Source organism: Ignavibacteriales bacterium, from assembly GCA_020635255.1.
In the GTDB taxonomy this organism is placed as follows: domain Bacteria; phylum Bacteroidota; class Ignavibacteria; order Tepidaquicellales; family Tepidaquicellaceae; genus JAEYVS01.
The window spans coordinates 1,569,840-1,593,060 of sequence record JACKAC010000001.1 but is presented as its reverse complement, the minus strand read 5'-3'; the positions used below and the strand labels follow the sequence as shown (position 1 = coordinate 1,593,060).

Annotated in this window: 22 protein-coding genes and 2 tRNA genes; 7 read left to right on the top strand and 17 right to left on the bottom strand. The window is 42.3% G+C overall.

The features are described 5' to 3' along the window. Position 1: 1 nt before the first annotated feature. From H6614_07205 to H6614_07180, 6 genes are all read right to left on the bottom strand, one after another. Entirely contained in the window at positions 2-643 is a 642-nt protein-coding gene (locus H6614_07205; protein MCB9243442.1) for a TlpA family protein disulfide reductase, read from the bottom strand. Between the two features lie 8 nt (positions 644-651). Next, positions 652-1,524 carry a hypothetical protein gene (locus H6614_07200; GenBank protein ID MCB9243441.1) on the bottom strand — a complete coding sequence of 291 codons (873 nt, stop codon included), beginning with the start codon at positions 1,522-1,524 and terminating at the stop codon, positions 652-654. Between the two features lie 87 nt (positions 1,525-1,611). Continuing rightward, positions 1,612-2,304, bottom strand: a complete 693-nt coding sequence (locus H6614_07195; GenBank protein ID MCB9243440.1) for a sigma-70 family RNA polymerase sigma factor — start codon at positions 2,302-2,304, stop codon at positions 1,612-1,614. 116 nt (positions 2,305-2,420) lie between these two features. Then, positions 2,421-2,493 (bottom strand) — tRNA-His (locus H6614_07190). An 87-nt stretch (positions 2,494-2,580) separates the two neighbouring features. Beyond that, a tRNA-Asn gene (locus H6614_07185) sits at positions 2,581-2,652 on the bottom strand. Positions 2,653-2,722: 70 nt separating this feature from the next. After that, the gene (locus tag H6614_07180; protein ID MCB9243439.1) at positions 2,723-3,583 is read right to left on the bottom strand and encodes a hypothetical protein; all 861 of its coding nucleotides are present in this window, start codon (positions 3,581-3,583) and stop codon (positions 2,723-2,725) included. Between the two features lie 73 nt (positions 3,584-3,656). Between H6614_07180 and H6614_07175 the strand changes: the two genes are divergently transcribed. From H6614_07175 to H6614_07145, 7 genes are all read left to right on the top strand, one after another. Beyond that, the gene (locus H6614_07175) at positions 3,657-4,841 is read left to right on the top strand and encodes an exodeoxyribonuclease VII large subunit (protein MCB9243438.1); all 1,185 of its coding nucleotides are present in this window, start codon (positions 3,657-3,659) and stop codon (positions 4,839-4,841) included. Between the two features lie 11 nt (positions 4,842-4,852). Then, complete coding sequence (gene xseB / locus H6614_07170) at positions 4,853-5,062, top strand: exodeoxyribonuclease VII small subunit (protein ID MCB9243437.1); 210 nt, start codon at positions 4,853-4,855, stop codon at positions 5,060-5,062. Positions 5,063-5,071: 9 nt separating this feature from the next. Continuing rightward, complete coding sequence (locus H6614_07165) at positions 5,072-6,988, top strand: 1-deoxy-D-xylulose-5-phosphate synthase (protein ID MCB9243436.1); 1,917 nt, start codon at positions 5,072-5,074, stop codon at positions 6,986-6,988. Continuing rightward, positions 6,981-7,457, top strand: a complete 477-nt coding sequence (locus H6614_07160; GenBank protein ID MCB9243435.1) for a hypothetical protein — start codon at positions 6,981-6,983, stop codon at positions 7,455-7,457. Before H6614_07165 ends, H6614_07160 begins: the two co-directional genes overlap by 8 nt. Positions 7,458-7,571: 114 nt before the next feature. After that, on the top strand, positions 7,572-8,897 hold the full coding sequence (gene miaB, locus H6614_07155; GenBank protein ID MCB9243434.1) for a tRNA (N6-isopentenyl adenosine(37)-C2)-methylthiotransferase MiaB: 1,326 nt from the start codon (positions 7,572-7,574) through the stop codon (positions 8,895-8,897). A 90-nt stretch (positions 8,898-8,987) separates the two neighbouring features. Beyond that, complete coding sequence (locus H6614_07150; GenBank protein MCB9243433.1) at positions 8,988-9,791, top strand: lysophospholipid acyltransferase family protein; 804 nt, start codon at positions 8,988-8,990, stop codon at positions 9,789-9,791. Then, a complete protein-coding gene (locus H6614_07145) occupies positions 9,791-10,792 on the top strand; it encodes a glycosyltransferase family 9 protein (protein MCB9243432.1) in 1,002 nt (333 codons plus the stop codon). Before H6614_07150 ends, H6614_07145 begins: the two co-directional genes overlap by 1 nt. Before the next feature lie 375 nt (positions 10,793-11,167). Here H6614_07145 and H6614_07140 read toward each other — a convergent pair whose 3' ends face one another. The 11 genes from H6614_07140 to smc are packed head-to-tail and all read right to left on the bottom strand — an operon-like array spanning position 11,168 to position 23,220. Beyond that, the gene (locus H6614_07140) at positions 11,168-11,779 is read right to left on the bottom strand and encodes a riboflavin synthase (GenBank protein ID MCB9243431.1); all 612 of its coding nucleotides are present in this window, start codon (positions 11,777-11,779) and stop codon (positions 11,168-11,170) included. Next, entirely contained in the window at positions 11,779-12,846 is a 1,068-nt protein-coding gene (gene ribD, locus H6614_07135; protein ID MCB9243430.1) for a bifunctional diaminohydroxyphosphoribosylaminopyrimidine deaminase/5-amino-6-(5-phosphoribosylamino)uracil reductase RibD, read from the bottom strand. Before ribD ends, H6614_07140 begins: the two co-directional genes overlap by 1 nt. Then, entirely contained in the window at positions 12,846-13,493 is a 648-nt protein-coding gene (locus H6614_07130; GenBank protein ID MCB9243429.1) for a glycosyltransferase family 2 protein, read from the bottom strand. Before H6614_07130 ends, ribD begins: the two co-directional genes overlap by 1 nt. Before the next feature lie 5 nt (positions 13,494-13,498). Then, entirely contained in the window at positions 13,499-14,674 is a 1,176-nt protein-coding gene (locus H6614_07125) for a peptidoglycan DD-metalloendopeptidase family protein (GenBank protein ID MCB9243428.1), read from the bottom strand. Continuing rightward, positions 14,665-15,444, bottom strand: a complete 780-nt coding sequence (locus H6614_07120) for a DUF4292 domain-containing protein (protein ID MCB9243427.1) — start codon at positions 15,442-15,444, stop codon at positions 14,665-14,667. The genes H6614_07125 and H6614_07120 overlap by 10 nt, the downstream gene beginning before the upstream one ends. Continuing rightward, positions 15,425-16,120 carry a gamma-glutamyl-gamma-aminobutyrate hydrolase family protein gene (locus tag H6614_07115; protein ID MCB9243426.1) on the bottom strand — a complete coding sequence of 232 codons (696 nt, stop codon included), beginning with the start codon at positions 16,118-16,120 and terminating at the stop codon, positions 15,425-15,427. The genes H6614_07120 and H6614_07115 overlap by 20 nt, the downstream gene beginning before the upstream one ends. Then, entirely contained in the window at positions 16,117-17,139 is a 1,023-nt protein-coding gene (lpxK, locus tag H6614_07110) for a tetraacyldisaccharide 4'-kinase (protein ID MCB9243425.1), read from the bottom strand. The genes H6614_07115 and lpxK overlap by 4 nt, the downstream gene beginning before the upstream one ends. Positions 17,140-17,144: 5 nt before the next feature. Next, the gene (locus tag H6614_07105; protein ID MCB9243424.1) at positions 17,145-17,735 is read right to left on the bottom strand and encodes a lysophospholipid acyltransferase family protein; all 591 of its coding nucleotides are present in this window, start codon (positions 17,733-17,735) and stop codon (positions 17,145-17,147) included. After that, positions 17,732-18,853 (bottom strand): lipid-A-disaccharide synthase, encoded by a 1,122-nt coding sequence (gene lpxB, locus H6614_07100; GenBank protein MCB9243423.1) that lies wholly within the window; start codon positions 18,851-18,853, stop codon positions 17,732-17,734. The genes H6614_07105 and lpxB overlap by 4 nt, the downstream gene beginning before the upstream one ends. A 20-nt stretch (positions 18,854-18,873) precedes the next feature. After that, positions 18,874-19,623: an HAD-IB family phosphatase gene (locus tag H6614_07095; GenBank protein ID MCB9243422.1), complete on the bottom strand. Its 750-nt coding sequence runs from the start codon at positions 19,621-19,623 to the stop codon at positions 18,874-18,876. Continuing rightward, positions 19,624-23,220 (bottom strand): chromosome segregation protein SMC, encoded by a 3,597-nt coding sequence (smc, locus tag H6614_07090; GenBank protein ID MCB9243421.1) that lies wholly within the window; start codon positions 23,218-23,220, stop codon positions 19,624-19,626. Between the last annotated feature and the right edge of the window lies 1 nt (position 23,221).

Here is a 23,221-nt window from a genome sequence, read left to right as displayed (position 1 = left end):
TTTAGAGGTATTTATTAATAATTTCCATAAATGCCGCTTTATCTCTGCTTCCGATCAATGTTTCTACGATCTTTCCGTCTTTATCTACTATGAATGTTGTGGGAATGCTTTCGATAGTCGACCCGATTGATTGTTCGAATGCATTAACAAGCTCGTCGTTTCCATCCACTATCCAGTATGATACGGGTTTCTGCTCTAGAAAATCCTTAACCTCGGGTGTGCCTTCCTGGTGGAATACGCTGAGACCGACCATTTTAAAATCTTTGTCCTTCAGCTCATTTGAGATTTCGGATAGTTCTGGCATTTCCTTTATACATGGTCCGCACCACGTTGCCCACATATTGATGAAAAGTACCTTTCCTTTAAGATCGGCAGTTGACATTTCTTTTCCGTCTTCTTGCCATGTAAAGTTAGGAACGTTACCCTTTGTTCCTGCCGCTTCGATTTTTCCGACCGGTGACAGCATTACACCGTCGCCTGCTGTTTTTGTATCAGTATTGGAATTTGTGTTTGAGGTGTTTTCAACTTTGGAGTCGCCATCCGTCTTCTTGTTATCGGACGTCGTGTCTGTTTTGTCTTTACTTCCGCATGCCATCAAAAAAACCGTAAATACCAGAGCCAGTGTGAAGTTTAAGATTTTCATTTTGCAGATTATTTTTTAAAGTTAGTTAAAACCGCGTGGATTTGATCGGGATCCATTTTGGAAACGGATGAAGAAAGTGCGTCATCCTTATGCCATAGTATTATGTTTTCCTTTCCTCCGAATTTTTTCGGACAATGAAGCCAGTTCTTTCCTTCCATTACGTTCTCTTTCATGTCCTCGGTAAGCATCAGGTCTTTATTGGCATCGTCGAGTATGTCCTTCTTACACAATTGCATTGTATATATGATCATATCGCCTTTCTTATGTATAAAATGCGCTGTCTTTTTGCCGTTGATTACATTATATACACCGCCAAGAAGCACTGCATCTTTTACGTCGGGAACGAATACTTTGTAGTTTAATTTTTCATCGAAGAATTTTTCCAGCTCTCGTGCGTCATTTGTAGCGTATTGAACTTTAATATCACCGGCTTCTATCTTCTCATATACGTCGCGCGACATTTCGACCAGGTTTACATCATGCGGTACATCTTCCCCTTTGAAAACATAATTGACGGAGAAGAATATTAATATAAGTGCCGCCGCTACACTGCCAAAAAGATACATGTAGTTCCTTGATCTGCCGGTTGAAACCTTTCTAGGGTCTGCACCTGCAGGTTGAGCTGATGTAGTCGGTTGATTTTTTCGGGCATGCATATCCGAGATCTGCTCGGAATATGAATTGATGCTCGTTTGAATGTTCTGATATACGTACTGAGGAGTTTCAATACGGGTGACCCTTTGCTTGATCTCCGTCTTAAGTGCCTTCTCTGCTTCGTATCTGTTCTTGAAATCACTGTCTGAGTCGAGCAGTGATTGTATTCTCTCCTTATCTGCATCGCTTATCTCACCATCAAGCAGTGCGGAAATAAGTTCCTTCATGTCGTAAGAATTTAAAGAGCCGTCGTTTTTTTCAGAATTTGTATAATTCTGCCCCATAGGCAAGTTTTAATTATGCAAAAAAATAATTTATTCTTTTAAGGCTTTTGTAACGTCATAACCTTTATCCTTTGCGTATCCAAGGAGTTTTTGTTGTAATAGTTTTCTCCCCCTGTGAAGTCTGCTTCTTACCGTCCCAATTGGGCATTGCACAAACTCTGCTATCTCTTCATAGCTCAATCCTTCTATATCGCATAGTATCACTACCGTCTTAAAATCGTCTGGAAGCGAGTTAAGAGCATTAACAAGATCATCGTCTAATAAGTTCGAGAATAATTTCTCCTGAAGATCGGTAGATTCGACCCTGTCTGACTTTATTGAATCGAAGAAATTTTCGACGTCATCGTAGTCGACTTTCCCCGGTTCCTTTTGATTTTTTCGGTACTTATTTATGAACAGATTTTTCATAATTCGAAACAGCCATGCTTTGCAATTAGTTCCTTTTTCGAACTTATGAAAAAAGCGGAATGCGCGTAGATATGTCTCCTGAACCAGGTCATCGGCATCTAGCTGATTCCCTGTCATTCGGTAGGCATAATTGTGAAGGAGATTTATATAAGGCATAGCCTCAGTCTCGAAGTCTTTCTTCTTCTGATCAAGCTCTTCCTCACTGAGAACTTCCTCTTCTGTTATTTCTTCTGACTCTTCGGGATCATCGGCATTATCATCAATCTCATCACTATTCAATGTCACTTCATCTTTTTCAGCTTCGTTTTCGGGCATGTGTTGTGTAGTTGATAACTGAATATTGTGGCAAACTATACATAATCCTTATGTTTTTCAATGAATAAAAGGGAATGCGAAATTGCCGGAAAAACAAATGATTTGAGATAGTTTTGGGCGAGTGACGGGGCTCGAACCCGCGACATTCAGAGCCACAATCTGACGCTCTACCAACTGAGCTACACCCGCCGTGTATCTATTTAAAAATACTGCCTTATTTGATGATTATCAATGAAGTAAAATGCATTAAAAAACCCCCTATTACAGGGGGTTTTGCTGAACGGGCGGGACTCGAACCCGCAACCCTTCGGTTAACAGCCGAATGCTCCACCATTGAGCTACCGTTCAATATTCATACTGAAAATCAAAGAATAACAAATATAAAATAAACCATTTATTTCCGCAATGCACTAAATACTCAATTTGAGAAGAATTTAGACAGATTGATTACGCGACTGCTGAATCCCGGGATTGTCGTTAATCCCATTGCTTGGTTGCTCTGAACCACTGTAGCCAGTACCATATTCTCCATTTGTCCGCTTGTATTGGTTTTAGTGTAATTTACTATCCACAGGTCAGCCGGGAATGTTATAAGCTCCGAAATATACACCGGTAGATTCAGTGTGCCCGCCGCCGGGATCAAAAACACGTTTATCTTTTTGTTCGTACCCGTCTGAAAGAAAATATTTCCGTTCGTCGACGATATGCTCGGCGTGAAGCTTGAATTAAATTTTATTATCTGCGATTCTGTGTTCGCAAGATTTAGTGCCACATCCGAATCTATCAGCAAACCCGGCGGAGTTGTGATCTTAATGTTACTGCTTATTATTAAGTCGAGCGCACCTCTAATTATATTCGCCGCCGATGTATCGGAGATAAGGCTAAGCAGATCCAGCGGATTAAAAAATTGTGTAAGGTTCACACAGTCCGTCTGTCCCGGTATCGGGTCGGGAGCATACAGCCTGAATGACGACGTACTTCCTGACTTATACACATACACCCACGTACCTATCGAATCCAGATTACCGCTAGTCAGTATGGTCAGTGCCGTTAGATCTGTCTTTCCTTCCACTGTTACGTTCCTTCCGTATATCATGACCATATCTGTTGTGTCACCATAATCACGTTTCGATTGTGCATTCGCTGAATCAAGCCTGTCCTTTGCCGTTATCTCATTTGAAAATATCTGAGTTATTACATTCTCACTGTTACACGACCACAGCGATAAACTGATCAATCCAAGTACCAAAATTACCGTAAACGTTGTTATCTTTTGCATAATTGACTTAAATTTACTAAATATAATACCTAATTTAGAATATTAGGACTCGAATTTAAAGTTAAATTTATACTTGATTAACCCCATTACGGTTTCAGAGCTAAGCCAGGAATTGAAATTCCTCATCGAACAAAATTTCCCCTTTATCTACATTACCGGCGAGATCTCCAACTTCAAGATACACACAGCATCCGGACACTACTATTTCTCAGTGAAGGACGATAAGGCCCAGATATCATGCGTTATGTGGAGTTCTCGAAATAGATTTCTGCATGTAACTCCCGAAGACGGTATGAAGGTCGTCATCAAAGGGCGCGTCACCGTATATGAAGGAAGGGGTACATACCAGATAGACGTGTTCGAAGTAGAACCTGCGGGTGTCGGTGAACTCCAGCGAGCATTCGAACGGTTGAAGGAGCAATTACAGGAGGAAGGTCTCTTCGACGAGGAGCACAAGAAAGACCTGCCCGAATTTCCGCAAAGGGTAGGCATCATCACCTCCGAGACAGGCGCTGCGATGCACGATTTTTGTAACGTCACATCCAAGCGCTATCCCAATGCAGAGATATTTCTCTTTCCAGTAACGGTGCAGGGGGCAATTGCCGCCGGCACAATTGTAACTGCCATAAAGAAAGCTCATACCTTGAAACCCGGGCTGGATGTGCTCGTATTAGCTCGTGGTGGTGGCTCTCTCGAGGATTTATGGTCATTCAACGAGGAAAGGGTAGCCAGAGCCATATATGACGCCGAAATCCCCATTGTGAGCGCTATTGGACACGAGATAGACTTCACAATAGCCGATTTTGTGGCTGATTTACGTGCTCCGACACCTTCAGCCGCCGCTGAGCTCATATTTCCTGACAAAAAGGAATTACTTGAAAGAATAAAGCAATTTGAGTATTATATATATGGCGCAATAATTGATAAAATCAATAACTTAAGGGAGATTTTAGACGCGCTGGAGGGCAGTTATGCCTTTAATCGACCTATGGATATTCTCGATGAATATAAATACCGCCTTGATGAAATTGACAGGTCGGTAGAAAGAACAATTAAGGAGAAATTTTATAGTTTAAATAATAGTTTAAACTATATAGACAAAATCCTGAAAAATGTGGATCCCCAAACTATCATGAGAAGGGGATACGCTGTCGTAAAAAGAAATGATGAGGTGGTATCCAGGGCAGAGGGGTTAAAGAGCAAAGACGATGTAAGTATCTCGTTTTTTGACGGCAGTAAAGAAGCGCAAATTAAATAATCTCACATACATTGGCAAAAACCAGATCCGCAGAGCAGACATTCGAAAGTTCTTTTAAAAGGCTTGAGGATATACTCAATAAACTGGAGAATGATATAAACGAAACACCTCTCGATGACGTAATGAATTATTACCAGGAAGGGCTCGAATTATTGAAATTCTGCAGAACGAAACTCAATGAGACGGAGTTAAAAATAGAAAAAATTAAAGCAGGACAATAAACACAAGCGATGACAGCAAACCATTATGACATTAGCTGCACTAAGTTTCTCAAAGACATTAACTATCCAAAAGATCTGAAAAAACTAAACCTGATGGATCTGAGAGAACTCTCAGATGAGGTCAGGGAATACCTTATAGATACTATCTCAAAGATTGGCGGACACCTCGGAGCATCTCTTGGCGTTGTAGAGCTCACACTGGCGCTTCACTACGTTTACAATACACCCGATGACAAAATTGTATGGGACGTTGGTCACCAGGGATATATTCATAAGATACTCACAGGAAGAAAAGAAGCTCTCCAGACTATTCGCCAGAAAGGCGGCATCAGCGGTTTCCTCAAAAGAACCGAAAGCGAGTATGATGTGTTCGGCGCGGGACACGCGTCCACGTCAATTTCAGCCGCGCTGGGTATCGCCGCTGCAAGGGATTATCAGAAGAGGAATTATAAGGTTGTTGCGGTCATCGGTGACGGTTCGATGACAGGCGGAATGCCGTATGAAGCAATGAATAACATCGGACTTTTAAAGAAAGATATTACGGTTATACTGAATGATAATAAGATGTCCATCGCACCGAATAACTGGTCTGTTCAGAATTACTTTAACGAGTTCCTTACAAATGAGGCATATAACAAGTTCAGAACTTTCGTCTGGGACCTCGCCGGTAATCTCGATACAAAGAACAGCGACAGGCTAAGAAAAGTAGCATCGAAGATCGAGGGCGGTATCAAGGGTGTATTAACACCGGGTATGCTTTTTGAAGCAATGGGATTCAGATATTTTGGTCCTATCAACGGTCACAATGTTGTCAATCTTGTTAAGGTCATGGATGAGATAAGCAGGATGTCCGGTCCGATACTTCTGCACGTTGTTACAGAAAAAGGTAAAGGACCTTCATATGCTGACGATCATCCGGAAAGAATTCACGCATTAACTCCATTCGACAAAGAAACCGGTAAAGTTCTGAAAAAGTCATCAGGGACAAGTTATACGAAAGTTTTTGGTGATGCGCTTGTCGAACTTGCGAAAAAGGACGATAAGATAATCGGAATAACGGCGGCAATGCCGAGTGGCACAGGGCTCAACGCCTTGCAGAAAGAGATACCGGACAGGTATTATGACGTTGGAATTGCGGAACAGCATGCCGTTACTTTTGCTGCGGGACTTGCGACGGAAGGATATACACCCGTTTGCGCTATATACTCTACATTCCTTCAGCGTGCATTCGACCAGATAGTTCATGATGTTGCCATTCAAAAACTTCCTGTTGTATTTGTTCTCGACAGGGCGGGGCTGGTTGGAGCTGACGGTCCTACACACCACGGGACTTTCGATCTCAGCTACCTGAGGTTAATACCCGGAATGGTTATCATGGCTCCTAAAGATGAAGACGAGTTAAGGAAGATGCTATACACCGCCACGTTATACAAACGTGGTCCGGTTGCGATCAGGTATCCCAGGGGAAATGCTTTGGGGGTAGAGATCGGTGAGTACGAACAATTACCGATAGGTAAGTCCGAAAAGGTCAGGGAAGGACGCGACGTTGCGATACTTGCGATAGGTAATATGGTGAATAATTCTCAAAAAGCCGCGGACATTCTGGCTGAAGAGGGTATCGAAGCTGAAGTTATCAATATGAGATTTGTAAAACCGCTGGATATCGAAATGCTGATGGATGTTTTCAACAGGTTCGATAAGATCCTGACGGTCGAAGACAATACAATACTTGGCGGATTCGGTAGCGCGGTTTCGGAATTTGCGTCACAGCATAATTACAAGAACGACATTCTAATTCACGGCATACCTGACAGGTTCATTGATCACGGGACACCGGAGGAGCTTCACGAGGACCTTAAGATCGATGCAAAAGGTATCGCTGACATAGTGAGATCACATTTAATTAAGGAAAAGAAAAATGTTTAAACATATCTTGATGATATGGGGGATAGTTTTAGCAGGGATTTATTTTGCGGGTTGCAGTGAAAGTGATACCGTAACGGGTACGAATACCGGGACTTCTACCGGGGGTGACTTGCTTTATGAAAAGCCCGGACTCCTCGATAGTCTTAATGGTACTTGTTCAACATATCTCATAAGAAATCATTTTCTCGATACGATCGATATGTCACAATACAGTACGATAAAGATCGAGTTCTACGCGGACACTGACGGTGATAGGTCTAATCTTGTGATGTATTATTTTGCAAGCGGAGTGATGAATCTTTTCAATCTTGAGGGACTGACTGAGATTAATGGTAATAAATCCATCAGTCTTCCTGCACCGCAGTATATGAGCGACGTGCATTTCCAATTAAGATTGTTTGCATCGGTTTGTACCGGGCAGTATTACCATTTACTTGTAAGAGATCTCAAAATTTACGGAGTAGAATAGATCCCGGTGAAGCTAGATCATCTGATAATAAATAACCAGCCTGAACCGGTTAAACCAAACTTCAACCGGGCTTCTAACGACAAGAAAGTTTATGTAGAAACTTATGGGTGCCAGATGAATTTCTCCGATTCGGAGATCGTCCTCAGCATCCTGAGCGACTTTGGCTATAATGAATCGGGTGATATAGATAATTCCGATGTTATCCTTCTTAATACATGCAGTATCAGGGAAAACGCCGAAACGAAAGTTTACACGCGTCTTGGGCAGTTGCAGAAGTATAAAAAACGCAACCCTAACCTCGTCGTTGGTATTCTCGGATGTATGGCTGAGCGCTTGAGGAAAAAACTCATCGATGAATTAAAGATTGTTGATATTATCGTTGGTCCCGATGAATACAGGAGAGTACCCGAACTCATAGATAATGTTGTATTCAATGGAGAAAAGGGTATTGCAGTACAATTGTCTAGGGTTGAGACCTATGACGATATTCTTCCCGTGCGTAAGCAGGGTATTACGGCATGGCTATCGATAATGAGAGGATGCGATAAGTTCTGCACGTTCTGTGTTGTGCCTTTCACCAGGGGCAGGGAGCGGAGCAGGAATTATAAGAACATTTTGAATGAAGCAGTTAGGCTTCGTGATGAAGGCGTAAAAGATGTTTGGCTTCTGGGTCAGAATGTGAATTCGTATAAATATGATGAAGTGGATTTCGCGGACCTCCTTGAGCTGACAGCAAGGGAACTTCCCGATATGAGGATACGATATACGACCTCACATCCATACGACTGTTCAGTAAAACTTCTCGAAACTATGGCGAAGTATGATAACATCTGCAAATATATTCACCTTCCAATTCAATCCGGGTCGGATAGGGTGCTTCAGGAAATGAACAGGCTGTACTCCGTGGATCATTATATGAGCGTAATGAAAAAAGCACGTGAAATGATGCCCGGTGTTGGACTATCTACGGATATAATATCGAGCTTTCCTTCCGAAACGGAAGATGAACATAAGATGACTCTCGTCGTCATTAATGAAGTCAGGTATGACAGCGCGTTCACATTTGTTTATTCCAGGAGGGAGAATACAAAGGCATACAGAATGCCCGATGATATCGACGCGGAGACTAAGAAAAGGCGCCTGGATGAGATTATAAGCCTGCAGAGAAAGATATCTTTTGAAATCCATAAAGAGCTTATTGGAAAGGAAATGGATGTGCTGGTTGAATCTCTCAGTAAGAAATCCGATGAACAGTTCATGGGAAGAACGGATTGTAATAAGCCGGTTATTATTCCCAAAGAAATGAGTTTTGTGAATGAAGAGGGCGAATTAATGTCGAAAAAATCCTTTGAGATAGGTGATATGGTAAAGGTTAAGATAAATAAAGTAAATTCTGCGACTCTGTTCGGTGAACCTGTCCTTGAAGAAGTAAGAATATAATTTTACCCGTTTGGCAGACTTATTAAGCGTAATCCTTTTTGTGACACTTGGGTTTTTTGTCAGGCTCTTTCCGCTGAGCTGGGTAAGAGCATGTGGCAATTTTTGGGGCATGTTTTTTTTTATCTAATTCCTATCCGCAAAGACGTAGTCCTCTCCAATCTTGAAATTTGTTTCCCCGAAAAACCGGTCGAATGGAAAAAGGACATTCTTAAAAAAGCATATAAGAATGTTTTCATTGTCCTGTTCGAGTTTTTATATTTCCCGAAAATTAACAAGGTAAAAGCCAACAAGGAAATAACTGTTGTCGGAAATGAGCATATGGATGAGGCTATAATGAAAGGGAAGGGTGTTATATTGCTTAGTGGTCACGTTTCTAACTGGGAGCTGTCCGCCTTCGCATACCCGCTCTTGCGCAGGAGGGCGCTCAATATCATTGCGAAGATACAGGCGAGCAAGCTACTCGACAAAAAAATAAACAAGTATAGAAGAAAATCCGGTAATAAGATCATACAGATAGGAGCGTCACTCAGGGAGGCGTACCAGATATTGAAAACGAATAAGATACTTTGCTTTTTAATTGACCAGTCGGCGCACCCGGATTACTCCGTTTACGTGGATTTCTTTGGAAAGAAGGTGGCGACATTTGCCGGCTCCGCTAAGATGGCTTTGAAGCAGGGCTCACCCGTAATAATGGGATATATGATCCGGGACGAGAAACTTCGCTACCGCATCCATTTAGAGCCGATTAATTATGATGACATCCGTGACGACACCACGGAAAATGTCACAGCGCTTACACAGCGTATGCAGAGTAAGCTCGAAGAAATAGTGCGGGAACACCCCGATCAGTGGTTCTGGTTCCATAGAAGATTTAAGCACGTAAAACAAGACTGATGAAGATACTTATAATACAGACGGCTTTCATTGGTGACGTGATTTTGACTCTCCCCGTGGCTCAGGTGATAAAAAGGGAAATGCCCGATGCATTGGTCGATTTTCTCTGCATTCCCTCCACCGCCCCTATATTGAGCAATAACCCCTACCTGAACGATGTACTCATCTACGACAAACGAAGATCCGGCCTGAAAGGACTCCTCCGCATCGCCCGCGAGATAAAGAAAAAAAAATACGACGTAATTATTTCACCGCATAGATCGTTTCGTAGTTCGCTTATCACATTTCTATCAGGCTGCAAAAATTCGATCGCGTTCGATAAATCCGACATGAGGTGGGTGTATAAGTGGACGGTGGAGTACAAGCAGGAGCAGCACGAGATACAGAGGAATCTCGGCTTGCTGGCGGAGGTGGTGGGGATAAACGAACACAGGATAGTGAGGCCGGAGCTGTTCCCGGGGGAGGGCGCGAGGGAGCGGATAGGCGCCATACTGGATGAGGCAGGGGTGAGTGGGAGATTTGTGTGTGTGGCGCCGGGCTCGATTTGGTACACGAAGCGGTACCCGAAGGAGCGCTACAGGTGGGTAGTGGAGATGCTCACGGCGAAAAATATAAATATTTTCATCGTGGGGGGGAAGGATGATGAGGAGCTGGGTAACTATCTAGCTGTGAACGAGAAGGTGGTAAATACGGCGGGGAAGCTGTCCCTGCTCGAGTCGGCTGAGCTGATCCGAAGGGCGAGTTTATTGATAACGAATGACTCGGCTCCGATGCACATAGCTAACGCAATGGGAACGGACGTAATAGCAATATTCGGGGCTACGGTGCCGGATTTCGGCTTTTTCCCTTACGGGGAGAATGACGTGATAGTAGAGACGAACGGGTTAGCGTGCCGACCATGTAGTATCCACGGCGGAAATAAATGCCCGATAGGTACTTTTGAGTGTATGATGAGGATAGAGAAGAAGGATATAGTGAAAAAAGCTGAAGAATTTATTTAATAAGAATGATTTTAGATACCTTATAATAATAATTATCAACTATATAAGCTTCGCTCATTTTGTCTAAAGACATTCTTAAATGGTAAATTCCAGATTTCATTGTGTCAGTTATATTTGAATAGTCCAGAACATATTTCCCTTTATCTAAAATACCATTTAGAAGCACTGCCGAAAAATTATCATTAAAGATCTCATAATTGATGTATGATTTAAAAGGAATAAAAATTGATTCTTGAGACATTATATGTGGTCCTGAGGAATGAAATTGAGTATAGAAAGAATCAATTTGAACTGTCGTATCGGTAGAGATAATCTTACCCTGGGCGAAAGTAATAGCCGGGAGACAGAACATCAGGATAACAATTAATAATCTCATTACTTACTCTCCATTATTCTTTGTACGTATTTTCCTATCATATCAAATTCGATATTCACTCTATCACCGGGTTTTAAGATCCCGAAAGTAGTTACTTCAAACGTATGAGGGATAATAGCAATTTTTATTACAACGCTGTTATCATCTTCCGAGACTATTCCCGCAATTGTAAGGCTTACACCATTTACCGCGATAGAGCCGACGTAAATAATATTCTTTCGGAAGCTAGCAGGGAATTCGATAAAAAATTCATGACTATTTTCCAAATCTTTGATATCCTTCACAATCCCTGTGGTATCCACATGTCCCTGTACTATATGCCCGTCCAGTTTGGAGTTCATGGTCATGGCGGGCTCCAGATTAACTGTACTGCCGGGTTCAAGATCTCCGAGATTAGTTTTGGAAAGGGATTCACTAATTGTCGTAAAGGAAAATGAATCACCGTCCTTGTTTACCACAGTCATGCAGGCGCCGTTAATAGCAATACTATCGCCAATATTAAGGGTGTCAAGTAAGTTCGTTTGCGCAGGGGCAATAGAAAATTTTATGCCGTCGCCTTCATTTTCTTTTGCGGTTACTTTGCCGGTTGTTTGTATTATTCCTGTAAACATTATTTCGTGTAATGTATTAAGATATCATCGCCGAGGTGTTTTAGAAAGTCAAACCTGAGGTCATACGCTTTGCTTAATGAGCTGATGGAATGCGCTTCAAACGGTGAAATGCCGTCGCCGATTATTTTAGGAGCAATGAAAAAGTAAATATCGTCGAACAAGCCATTTTCCAGGAATTGTGAAAACACGTTAGCGCCTCCCTCGACAAGCACGCTTGTAATCTTTTTATCCCACATCTTATTAAGAGCATCACCTAGATTGATAAGTCCGTTTTCCTCTTTGCAGGAAACGATATTGTATTCATGATCGTTTTCCATTTTTGAACCGAGGATAAATGTATCGGTTTTGTGCTCACTATTAAACATGCGAAGCTTTTTAGGAAGGGAAGCGGCGGCATCGAGCACGAACCTCAATGGATTTCTGCCTTCAACATCCCGCACGGTAAGTTTGGGATCATCCTTTAAAGCGGTATTTCTCCCGATAAGTACCGCATCGTATTCGCTTCTCAGCTGATGAACATACTTCCGGGATTCCTCATTCGTAATATATTTGGAGTCGTAGTTCTTCAAAGCGATCTTACCGTCAATGCTTTGCGCGATCTTTAGAGTTACATAAGGTCTGGAGCGAAGAAGATATTTGAGGAAGAATTTATTAAGCTCACGGCACTCTTTTTCAAGAATTCCAACCTTTACCTCGATCCCGGCATCGCGCATCCGTTTGATACCTTTACCATTCACTTTGGGATACGGGTCTTCCATTCCCACAAAAACTCTCGCCAGTCCTTTTTTTATAATAAGGTCAGCGCACGGAGGAGTCTTTTCGAGATGCGAACATGGTTCTAGATTAGTGTACAGGTCAGTTCCTTTTACATCGTATCCGTTTTTCTCCGCGTCGGCTATAGCATTTACCTCGGCATGCGCTTCACCGTATTTTTGGTGATAACCTTTCCCGATCACTTTTCCGTCTTTGACTATCACACAGCCAACAAGGGGATTGGGGGAGACGTAGCCGGCGCCTTTGCGGGCTAAGTCTATGCACATGCTCATGTATTTTTCTTCTTCGGTCATTATTTACTCTTTAGCGTTGTTAGTATACTATCGGGTGTATTCCTGTAGTATATGTAAGTCGGTATTTCCAGTTTCACAATTTTGAACTTCTTTTTAGCCCTATTGTAAAAATCGTAATCGTACGCGTAAATATTTTTGAATCCTCCGAGTTCATCAAAAACTTTTCTTTTCCCAAAAAACGTTCCGCCGATAATACAATCATCGAGGTGAATCAGTTTCTTTTTATTTCTTGCATCGGGCACATACATATCGCTCTCTTTCCCAATCACATCGGCTGTAGAGTATGTCAGGTCAGTCTTTGGATGCTTTTTAAAGTACTGTATCCTTTTTTTCAGATGGTCTTTTTTGTATTCATCATCGGAATCAAGGAACGTAATATAATCACCCTCAGATAATTTAATCCCCGCATTAATACTCAAAGCCGGTCCTCTGTTTGAGTGCTTTACATACCGGATATTGGGGTTAGATCTCATTATCGGTGCGATGACTTTATACGGGTCATCGGTACTTCCGTCATCTACAACGATAATTTCAAAATTTCTATAGGATTGATCCAGTACGGACTTTATAGCTCTTTTTACGAGTTTCTTTCTATTGTAAAGAGGAATTATGACCGAAACATTAAATTTTTTTCCGGAAGCTATCATCGGTATTAGTTTCTGCTGAACCAGAATTTCGGATTCTGCGGTTCTTTATCCTTCCATAGTTCAAAATGGAATGACTGCCCGTCTAAATTATCGGAGGTGAAAGCAATCACTTTGCCTGCGGTAACTTCATCACCGACGCTAACAGCAATATTATCAATTAGTCCATACACCGTACGGTATTCGTTCCCGTGATTAATGATAATAACGTCACCGATAGAAGGGATGTAGGAAACCGATTCGACGACTCCATCGGCAACGGAAACAACCTCCGAGCCTTTCGCAATGGAGACGTCGATCCCGTTATTGTAAGAAACGGCGAGCGTGTTTTGATTCATCTGTGTTCCGAAATCCTCAATAATATCTACACTCTGCACGGGTAATATGAGTCTGCCTTTCAATTGCTCGAACTGGACACCCGAATAATCTGCCTGCCTGCTTATCTTATAAATAAACTCCGTGTTAAGGTTATTAAGCCTCGATTCTATTTTAGAAATCTTTTCATTAAGTCTTTCGATCTGCCTAGTATAGTTAGTATTGATGTCTTGCAGTTTTGAGATCAGATTTTCGGTAAGGATCTTCTTTTCGTAGAGTGTGCGCTGGTCCTCCTTTTTCGAAGCAATGAAGCCAAGTCGCTGGCGAGCCTGGAGAGAGAGCATTTTCTTTTTTTCCTCAATAAGGAACCGGTTCTCCTTTATCTTTTCAAACTCCTTCTTTCTTATACCCGATATCTTATTGAGGTAAACCATGCGACCGTACAGGTCATCAAGCGATCTCGATGAAAAGAGCACTTCGCTTTCATAATCCCTGCCGTACTTATAGAGCCATATAACCTTTTTCTTAAAATTCTCTCTTAGGGGGTCGAGTTTTTCCTTTATCTTATTGATCTCTATTTCGCTCATCAATAAGGAATCTTTGTCCTCAAGCCCGTTGGATTCCACATCGCCAATGAACTTGGTAAGGAGTTTTAGCTGTGAAGCAAGATCGTCAATCTCAGTTCTGTATTGATCGGCGAGTATCTCATTTTCCCTGATCTCTTTCTGTAGTTTTTCGACGTCATTCTTATAGTTCAGGATCTGCTTCTTCTTATCCTTTCTCAGATCATAATCGGCAAATATATTCGACGGCATCAAAGTGCAAACGAGCAAAAATGTGAGCAATATTTTAGAACAGCTTAATCCCATTCGATTATTTTGGCGTTCTTTGGTATTACTAGCTTAAACGTAAGCCTGTTCTTATTAAGTTCAAATTCCCTCAGGTCAATAGAAACATATTGGGAAGCGTCAGGTCTATTTATCTCCATTTTCATAGGGAAGTGTTTGCCATTATCCTCAATGAAGTTAGAGTATTTTATCTCAAGCGAGGGAGTTTTGGAGCTTTCGTACTCGGCATATTTTGTAATGTAAAATCCAGAAGCATCCACCCAGTATTTCTTCTCGATCCCGTCCTCATATACCGTTACCAGATAATCGGATTCATTGATATTCAGCTGTGAGTTTTCGGCTGTTTCGCCGGCAAAGATCATACTGGATGATAATCCTCTTATCAGGTCATCGAAATTAACTTTGATACGGAGCACCGCTCCCAGGTTAAGAGGGGAGGACGGACCTTTTATGACAATATTCTCGAGCGCATTGAAGTAAACAAAATTTTGCCGTGTGACCAGCACATTCCCGGCGGTGATGCCGAAGGGACCCTGAAATTTCGCGTAAAGGCTGTCCGGTTTATTAATACTAAGAGTCATGTAAGCGGAGTTAGATTCGTCGGGGGTTTCAAAAAATATATTTCCCTCTGCATCGACCGAAGTTATCCGCTTAGAGTTTGTATTTACTTTCTTTTTTATTTCAGGAATCGTGATATTTTTATCGATAGACGTACCGGTAGTACACGAGTAAAGAGAAAGACCGAGCGCAAATATCAGTAATGCCTTTATGCTATGAAGTGTATATCTCAATTTCTTTTTTTAATCTGTTTGCGAGTTTGACGGACGGTTCAGCCGAATAATCGGTGTATCTCTCCGGATGCCACTGGATACCAAGCAGGAATCCCTTTCCTTCTTTATTAGCATACTCCGTTCCCATTATGATGCCTTCTTGTGATTTAGAATTTATCATCAACCCTTCACCGACCCTCTCCACTGCCTGGTTATTTGAAACAACGACCCTAATGGTTTCACTTTCGAATATCTCATAGGCTAGTGAGTTTCTGAAAATATTTATGTCTATCTCCGGGTAAACGCCGTCCTTTATCATTTTTCTGTAACTAAAACCTCGGATCTCCTCTATGTCGAATATGAGATTACCGCGAAAGTACACATTTATAAGTTGCGAACCTCGGCAGATAGCGAGTATCGGCATCTTTTTAACGATGGCGGCTTCGATAAGGTTCATCTCAAAACCGTCGCGTTCGGGTTCGTAAGTACCTTTGGTTTCGGTAGTATCCCAATCGCAATATATCTCCGGGTAAATATCCGTACCTCCGCTTAAAATCAGCGCACTGCAATTGTGGATCTTGTCGAGTTCTCCTTTGCCATTTTCGTAATCCAGCACCTCATACTCAATGCCGAAAAATTCCAGCCAGTCGAGGTACTTATCAAACTTAGATCTGCATTTTGAAATTCCTACTTTCATTTGCTTACGGCGTCATTTAACATATTCTCTAAAATATTAATATTATCTTCAAAATTTAATCCAATTTTTAGATAATAAACGGGAAATTCCTTAATAAAAGTGTCGAATTCCTTGAGCTTAACGTAGTCCTTGTGCGTGGTGATGATGGGAATGCCGCCTTCACACATTTCCTTTATGTGGCGGATGTCTTTGAAAATGTAGCTATAGTGATCGGGGAAGTCGAATTTATCAGCTATATCAAAGCCGAGGTTCTGGATCAGTTTGTAAAACGAATCCGGGTTCGCCAATCCGGCGATGACGGCGACTTTTTTTGGTAAAGTCTCAGCTTTGATGTCGTTCTTATCGTAGATACCGAGCACTTTATAAGAGATACGCATTATGGGTTTGTTGTACCGGTTGAGTTCAGGAATTACTTCGGCGGCGGTGTCTTTATTATTTTGAATAATGATCGATGCTCTGTGTAATGCATTTTTGCTTTCCCGAAGATCGCCGGCGGGAAGAAGGATCTTATTAAAGAAAGTATTGAATTTGCTCCGGTCAATCATCACGATGTCGAGGTCTCTGGTGAGATTCCTCTTTTGGAATGCATCGTCGAGGATGATCACGTCGGGATTTAATTCCTTTATTGTGTATTCACAGCCCTGGACGCGGTCATTGTCCGCTATTACCCAGAATGTGCCTCCGGTCGTGAGAAGTTCTTCCGATATCATATACAATTCGTCGCCGGTCATGTCGACGGGGTGTAAGATGGACTTCCCGTCGCAGACGAGCATGCGGAATGTGGAATTCCTTCCATAGCCTCGTGAGACGATGGCGACTTTCATGTTTTTAGTGAGGAAGTATTTAGCAATGTAAATGACAAGCGGGGTTTTGCCGGTGCCTCCGGTGGTGATATTGCCAACGGAGATGACAGATGTATTGAACGATGTGCTTTTGAGGATGACTCTATCGTAGAGCTTATTCCTGATGTAGGTGATAAGCAGGTAAAGATATGATAAAGGTAAAAGTAATATGCGCATCGTTATTACATTTGTTTAGCCAGCCGGGTTTTGAATTGATCGAGCTCCGGGTCGGGAAGGTATTCCGAGTAGTAAAATTCATCCCCGAATTTTACAGTGCAAGTCGAAAAGGGGAGCGGTATCTCGAACTTATCCCAGCTTTTTGACAGGACTTTGCTTCGTGAGTACGATATGCTGACCGGGATAATTGGGAATCCTGTTTTATTTGACAGGATCAAAGCGCCGTTTTTAATAATGCCGGCGGGTCCACGCGGACCGTCGGGAGTGATGACTACGGAGCTATTTAATTTATCCGACGCGATCTCATCCAGCGCTTCCTTTCCGCCTTTTGAGCTGGAGCCACGCACAACGTTATATTTCCATTTTTTCAGCATTCGAGAGAGTATTTCACCATCCTTGCTTTGTGATACGAGAGCAGTATATCTTTTCCCTTTGAATAACCGCCACCCGATGAGCATTTTATTGTGCCAGAATATAAATATAGCGTTTTTTTCCGGGACGTTACCGAATATTTTAGTACGTACCGTGAGCAAATAAACAGGTAACAGCAAGGGTATCAGCCATTGCGCCAGGCTATTTGAGAAACTCCCTTTCAAAGCATTGCATTAATAATTTCAGCGGCAGTAGCAGACGCGGATCTATCTCCGAGGAGCTCTCTTATCCTTGCGAAGTTACTCTTCATCTCTTCTCTGTATTTCTCATCCGTAAGAATTTTTTTCCCTTCAGAATACAGATTGTCAATGGTCATTTCATTCTGTATGAACTCTTTTACGATAGCTTTATCGAGGAGTATATTAGGCATCGCGACAAAATTCACACGAATCATGTTTTTACCGATAAGGTAATTTATTCTGCCTGCACGGTACGCGACACAAAACGGAGTACCGAGGAGCGTGCATTCCATTGTTGTCGTACCGGCTTTTGTGAACACAAGGTCAGAATTGTAAATTGTCTCGTAATATGTATTTTTGTCTTCGTCATCCTTTACGATCTCCACATTGTATCCTTTTACCAGGTCTTTGTAAAATCCGGCATTTAAATATGGAGGAGATATAATCTTTATTTCAGCGCAGGTTTCATCCTGTAATTTCTTCGAGACTTCGAGCAGTCCTGGCAATATGCGTTTAATTTCCTCCGGACGGCTTCCGGGGAGCAATGTAATTATCTTATTTGCTTTCTCCCGTTTTGAATGTTCCGAAATGAACCGGTTTGTTTTTTCTATAAGCGGATGACCCACATATTTCGCCTCCATTCCCTCCTGCTTATAAAAATCCACCTCGAACGGGAAAATCACAAGCATAGCATCGCACAGTTTTTTGAGCTTCTTTACACGGTCTTTATGCCACGCCCATACCTGCGGTGAAATGTAATAGATAATCTTTCCTTTGTAGAATTTCCTTATCTTTTCTGCGAACCTGATATTAAAGCCGGGGAAATCGGTGAGGATGACCGCGTCCGGCTCCAGTTCTTTGACTTTTTCTACCGCCTCAGACAGCTTCGCTTTTATAGAAGAGAGGTTTTTTAGTACTGCAGTGAAGCCGATGAAATTCACATCCTCGTATGAGTATATGAGCTCGACTCCCTGCTTTTTCAGGTTATTACCGCCGATGCCGTAAAACCTGGTACCGGGATCCAGTTCCTTTAGCTTTCTAACCAGCTCAGCCGAGTGAGAGTCACCCGACGCTTCTCCTGCTATTATAAAGATTTTTTTCATTTGAAATGTTTACTCCCGGTTCAGCCTCCGAGGAGTACGTCTTTTCGGTTGGTCTTTGCGAATTGTCTGTGCTTTATCTTATTCTCCATTTTCAATCTTTCCAGTTTCTTCTTAACGTCACTAAAGTCGTCGAATTCAAAATATGTTATATTATTTTTCCAGCAGTATGATGCCAACCGCTTTTTGGCAAAAACTATGTCGGCATAATGTACGACACAATAATCGGAAATACCATCGCCAACGAACACCGAAACCTCATCATAAAGATCATTTGTATTATTTATCAGGATATTCCGTTTGCTGATCTCACACTTCTCGCAGTTCTCGTCTGCATATGGAAACTCAACACCCGGTTTTATGTAATCCGTCCCTTCGATTGGTGTGGTGGTCAATTGAGTGCCGAAGTATTTTACATCCAGTCCCTCTTTTTTAAGAACGTAATCTATATAATAATCCAGACCACCGCTTACGATAAAGACTTCATCTTCCTCACTTCTAACATACTCTACAAAATCCTTAAAATGGGGGTCGATATCCTCTTCATCGAGGTACCTGTCGAATTGCTCCAGGGTAAAGTCTTCCACCAGCTCAAGGCTCATCCAATTGCAGTCCTTAGCGTTGAGTGTCAAACTGCAGAAATCATCGGAGAGTTTATCAAATGCTTCCTTATCCTTAACGAACTTTCCAATTGCACTAACCCAAACGTCGTTTTTTGCGACGGTGCCATCGAAATCACAAAATATCTTAAGCTTGTAATCCTTTTTAGCCAATTAGCCAGCCTGCATCTTTTCTTTGAACCTGGTCTCCACGATGGTTGTAACGCCCTGCTCCTGCATGGTTACGCCGAATAACCTGTCAACGGTTTCCATAGTTCTTTCGTTGTGGGTTATAAGTATGAACTGTGTATTATTGGAAAACTTTCTGATCAGTTTATTGAAACGCTTCAGGTTAGCGACATCTAATGGAGCGTCCACCTCGTCGAGTACGCAGAAAGGAGACGGCTTAACGAGATAAATGGCAAACAGAAGCGCGATTGCCGTAAGGGTTTTTTCACCCCCGGAAAGTAATTCTATCGAGGTAGGTCTTTTTCCTCTTGGTTTTGCAACGATCTCTATCTTTGCTTCGAGCGGGTCTTCGTTAATCTTGCCTTCGTCATCGGTATCATAAATTAGCTTCAGGTTTGCTTCATCGCCCTCGGAGAAAAGCTCGGTGAATATCATGCGGAAGTTCTCTCTAATCTGTTCGAATGTTTTCAGGAATCTCTCACGCGCTTCCTCATTTATTCTTTCGATCGTTCTTCTAATATCTTTCTCGGACTCAATAAGGTCGTTCTTTTGTTCAGCCATCCTCTGGAGCTCTTCTTTCTCCTGCTCAAAATCCTCGAAAAGCATCTGCTGATAACCGCCGCCAAGCCTTTTTAATCTCTCAATCAGGCTCTCCACGTCTTTTCTCGACTGGGCTAATTCCATCTCGTCGTCTATGAAGCCTACCGAACCGTCTTCGATAGGAATGTGCCTCTCGTATTTCTCACGAATATGATCCCTATATTGCTCGGCTTTGATCTCGCACTCTTTCATTTTTATCTGCGAGTCAATAAGATTCTGTGAAACTCTGTCGAATTTTATTCTGCGGTCCCTCTGCTCGAGGTCTATCCTGCTCAGTTCTTCCTTGTTGTTGTCAAATACTTCTCTTTCCTTGAGGTAACGGTCATTAATGGAATCTTCTTCCATTTTCAGCCCGGACATTACGGAAGAATTATTGGTGAGATTGTATTTTAGATTTTCGATCTCAGAATTCTCATCTCTAATGAGCCTCTCATTGTCCTCGATCTTTTCTTCATCATCCCGTACGGAATTTACAAGCCTGTTAAGATACTGCTCTTCATTTTTCAGCTCATTTTTTAATTCAGTAACCTGAATATTAAAAGAGTTATAGTCGGTATTATACTCGGTATATTTCTTTTCTATCTCATTGAATTCGTCGGTCAGGAACCCCAGCTCTTTTTCGAGGTTTGAATTTTCACTCTCCTTGCTATTGATCTCCTGGATAAGGGTGTTAATCCTGCTATTGAGCTTTATATTTTCCTCTTCGATGCGCTGATAGTTTCCTTCGTTCTTTGTAAGGTTCTTATTTATCTCTTCGAGCTTGAAATCTACTTTCGCAAGGTCGTTTTCGGCAGAGTGGAACTTTTCTCTCAGTTTTTCGACATTATCCTTGTATTCGGCTATCGGCATATTGTCATGAAGTTCGCGCAGGTTATTTATCTTATCCTCGGTCTCTTTGATGGCATCTTCTAAGAGCTTGCTTTCGTCTTTCAGCAGGTCTATCTGTTTTTCCCTTCCCAGCTTAAGATTTTCCTGCTTTATGTTACCGCCTGCCCTGATGAAACTCTGTGTTATAATGTCGCCATTGAGTGTGATGAACTTGTAGTAATTGTCCTTAGAATACTTCATCGCGGTTGGAATGTCTTCGACTATGACATATTCATCAAGTAAGTATCTAATTAAGAGCAGGTATTTGTCGTGACTGCTCTTTACGAATTTGTCGGCAAAGCCATAAACTTTTTTGTCGCTTAAGAAATCCGGTTTTTCATCGTAAAGCCCAATGAGAAGATCGTCGAAGTTGAGCTTTTCGTTCAAGATGAAAGTAACTTTTCCTTTGTCATTTTCTTCGAGGAGCTGAATGAGCCTGCTAACGTCTTTAGCTTCGTCCAGGATGAGGTAATTCGACACTTCACCGAGAGCGGTCTCGACGGCGACGCGGTATTTATCCTCTACCTGCATCATGTCGATCACTGTCTTGATATTCGCCTCTTTTCTTTCCTTAACCAGATACTTGATACCCTCGGCGTAGTCTTCCATAGAATGGAGGAGGTTGGTCAGGTATTCTATCTTGCTGTTCTTTTTGTTCAGTTCGAGCTTTCTTTCGTTTATTTCGCGCTCGAACGATGCTATTTCTTCGGCAAGTCCGGTTTGTTTATTTGTATGAAGTTTAAGCTCTTCCTGCGCGGCTTTTAGGTTCGCTTTGGATTCGAGCAGTATGGCTTCAAGCTGTGTCTTATCCTCGCTTAATATATTTGTCTGGCTGAGGTTCTCGGAGGTATTATCTGAAAGCCGTTGAAGTTCGGACAGATTGTTTTCGAGGTTTACCTTGTCTTTATGGTACTCGGTTTTCATGTCGTGGAGCGACTGGTTGAGAACTTTCAGCTTCGAGCCCAGATCCTTGAGTTCTACTTTCTTTTCACCTATGAGGCGTATTGTTTTATCCAGCTTCTCTTTCTTTTCGGAAAGGGAAGCGGACGATATATCGACGGTATGCTTAAGTGTATGAATCTTTTCGTGGAGTTCAGTCTGCCTGTCCTTGTTCCTCGTGATGCTATTACGGAGAGATTCATTCTCGCTATTCAGACGGGATACGTTTGCTGTTAATGATTTGATCTTCTGGTCGGAGACGAGATTTTCTTTCTCGATCTTCGTAATCTCTTCACGTTTTGCGGTAAGCTGGGTATTAAGTTCCCTAAGCTTTGTCTCATACCGGGAGACAACTTCTCTCAGCTCGTCTATCTTTGTGTCGTACTCTTTTATTTCGAGGGATAGTCTTTCTTTGAGGAGAATGTTCTCACTTTCGTTGTTTTTTATATTATCTTTCTCAATGAGCTTATTTCGGTATTCGGTGTTGTAGAGTTTGAGCTCGAGCGCTTCGAGCTCCTGCGAAACCTTTCTTGCTTCCTCGTTCCTTTTTACCTGGCGTTCGAGTGCGTTCACGTTGCGCTGTTTTTCTCTTATAATGTCGGTAACGCGAGTCAGCGCTTCACGTACGGATTCTAGCTTGTTAAAAGTAAGGTCGCGGTTCTTTTTGTATGACACGATACCTGCGGCTTCCTCGAACATCTTTCTGCGCTCGTTCTTTACAGCTGAGAGGATAGTCTCGACCATTTTTAGCTCGATCACGGAATAGGCATCGGGACCTACACCGGTATCAACGAAAAGATTTCGGAGGTCTTTGAGCCTGACTTTTGTCCCGTTGAGGAAATATTCCGTCTCGCCGCTTCGGTAGAACCTTCGGGCTATGGTTACTTCATTATATTCGGTAGGAAGGATTCCTTTGTTGTTAATGAGTGTCAAAGCTACTTCGGCTAAACCGAGCGGTTTCCTTCTGCTGGTCCCGCTAAAGACTACGTCCTCGCGTTTTTCGCTCCTCAGCGCCTTATCACCCTGTTCGCCGAGAACCCATCTTAATGCATCCACGATGTTCGACTTGCCGGAGCCGTTAGGACCGACGATCGCAGAGACACCGCTGTCGAATTCAATCGCTGTCTTTTCCGCAAAGGACTTGAAACCAAATATTTCAAGCTTCGATAAATACAAA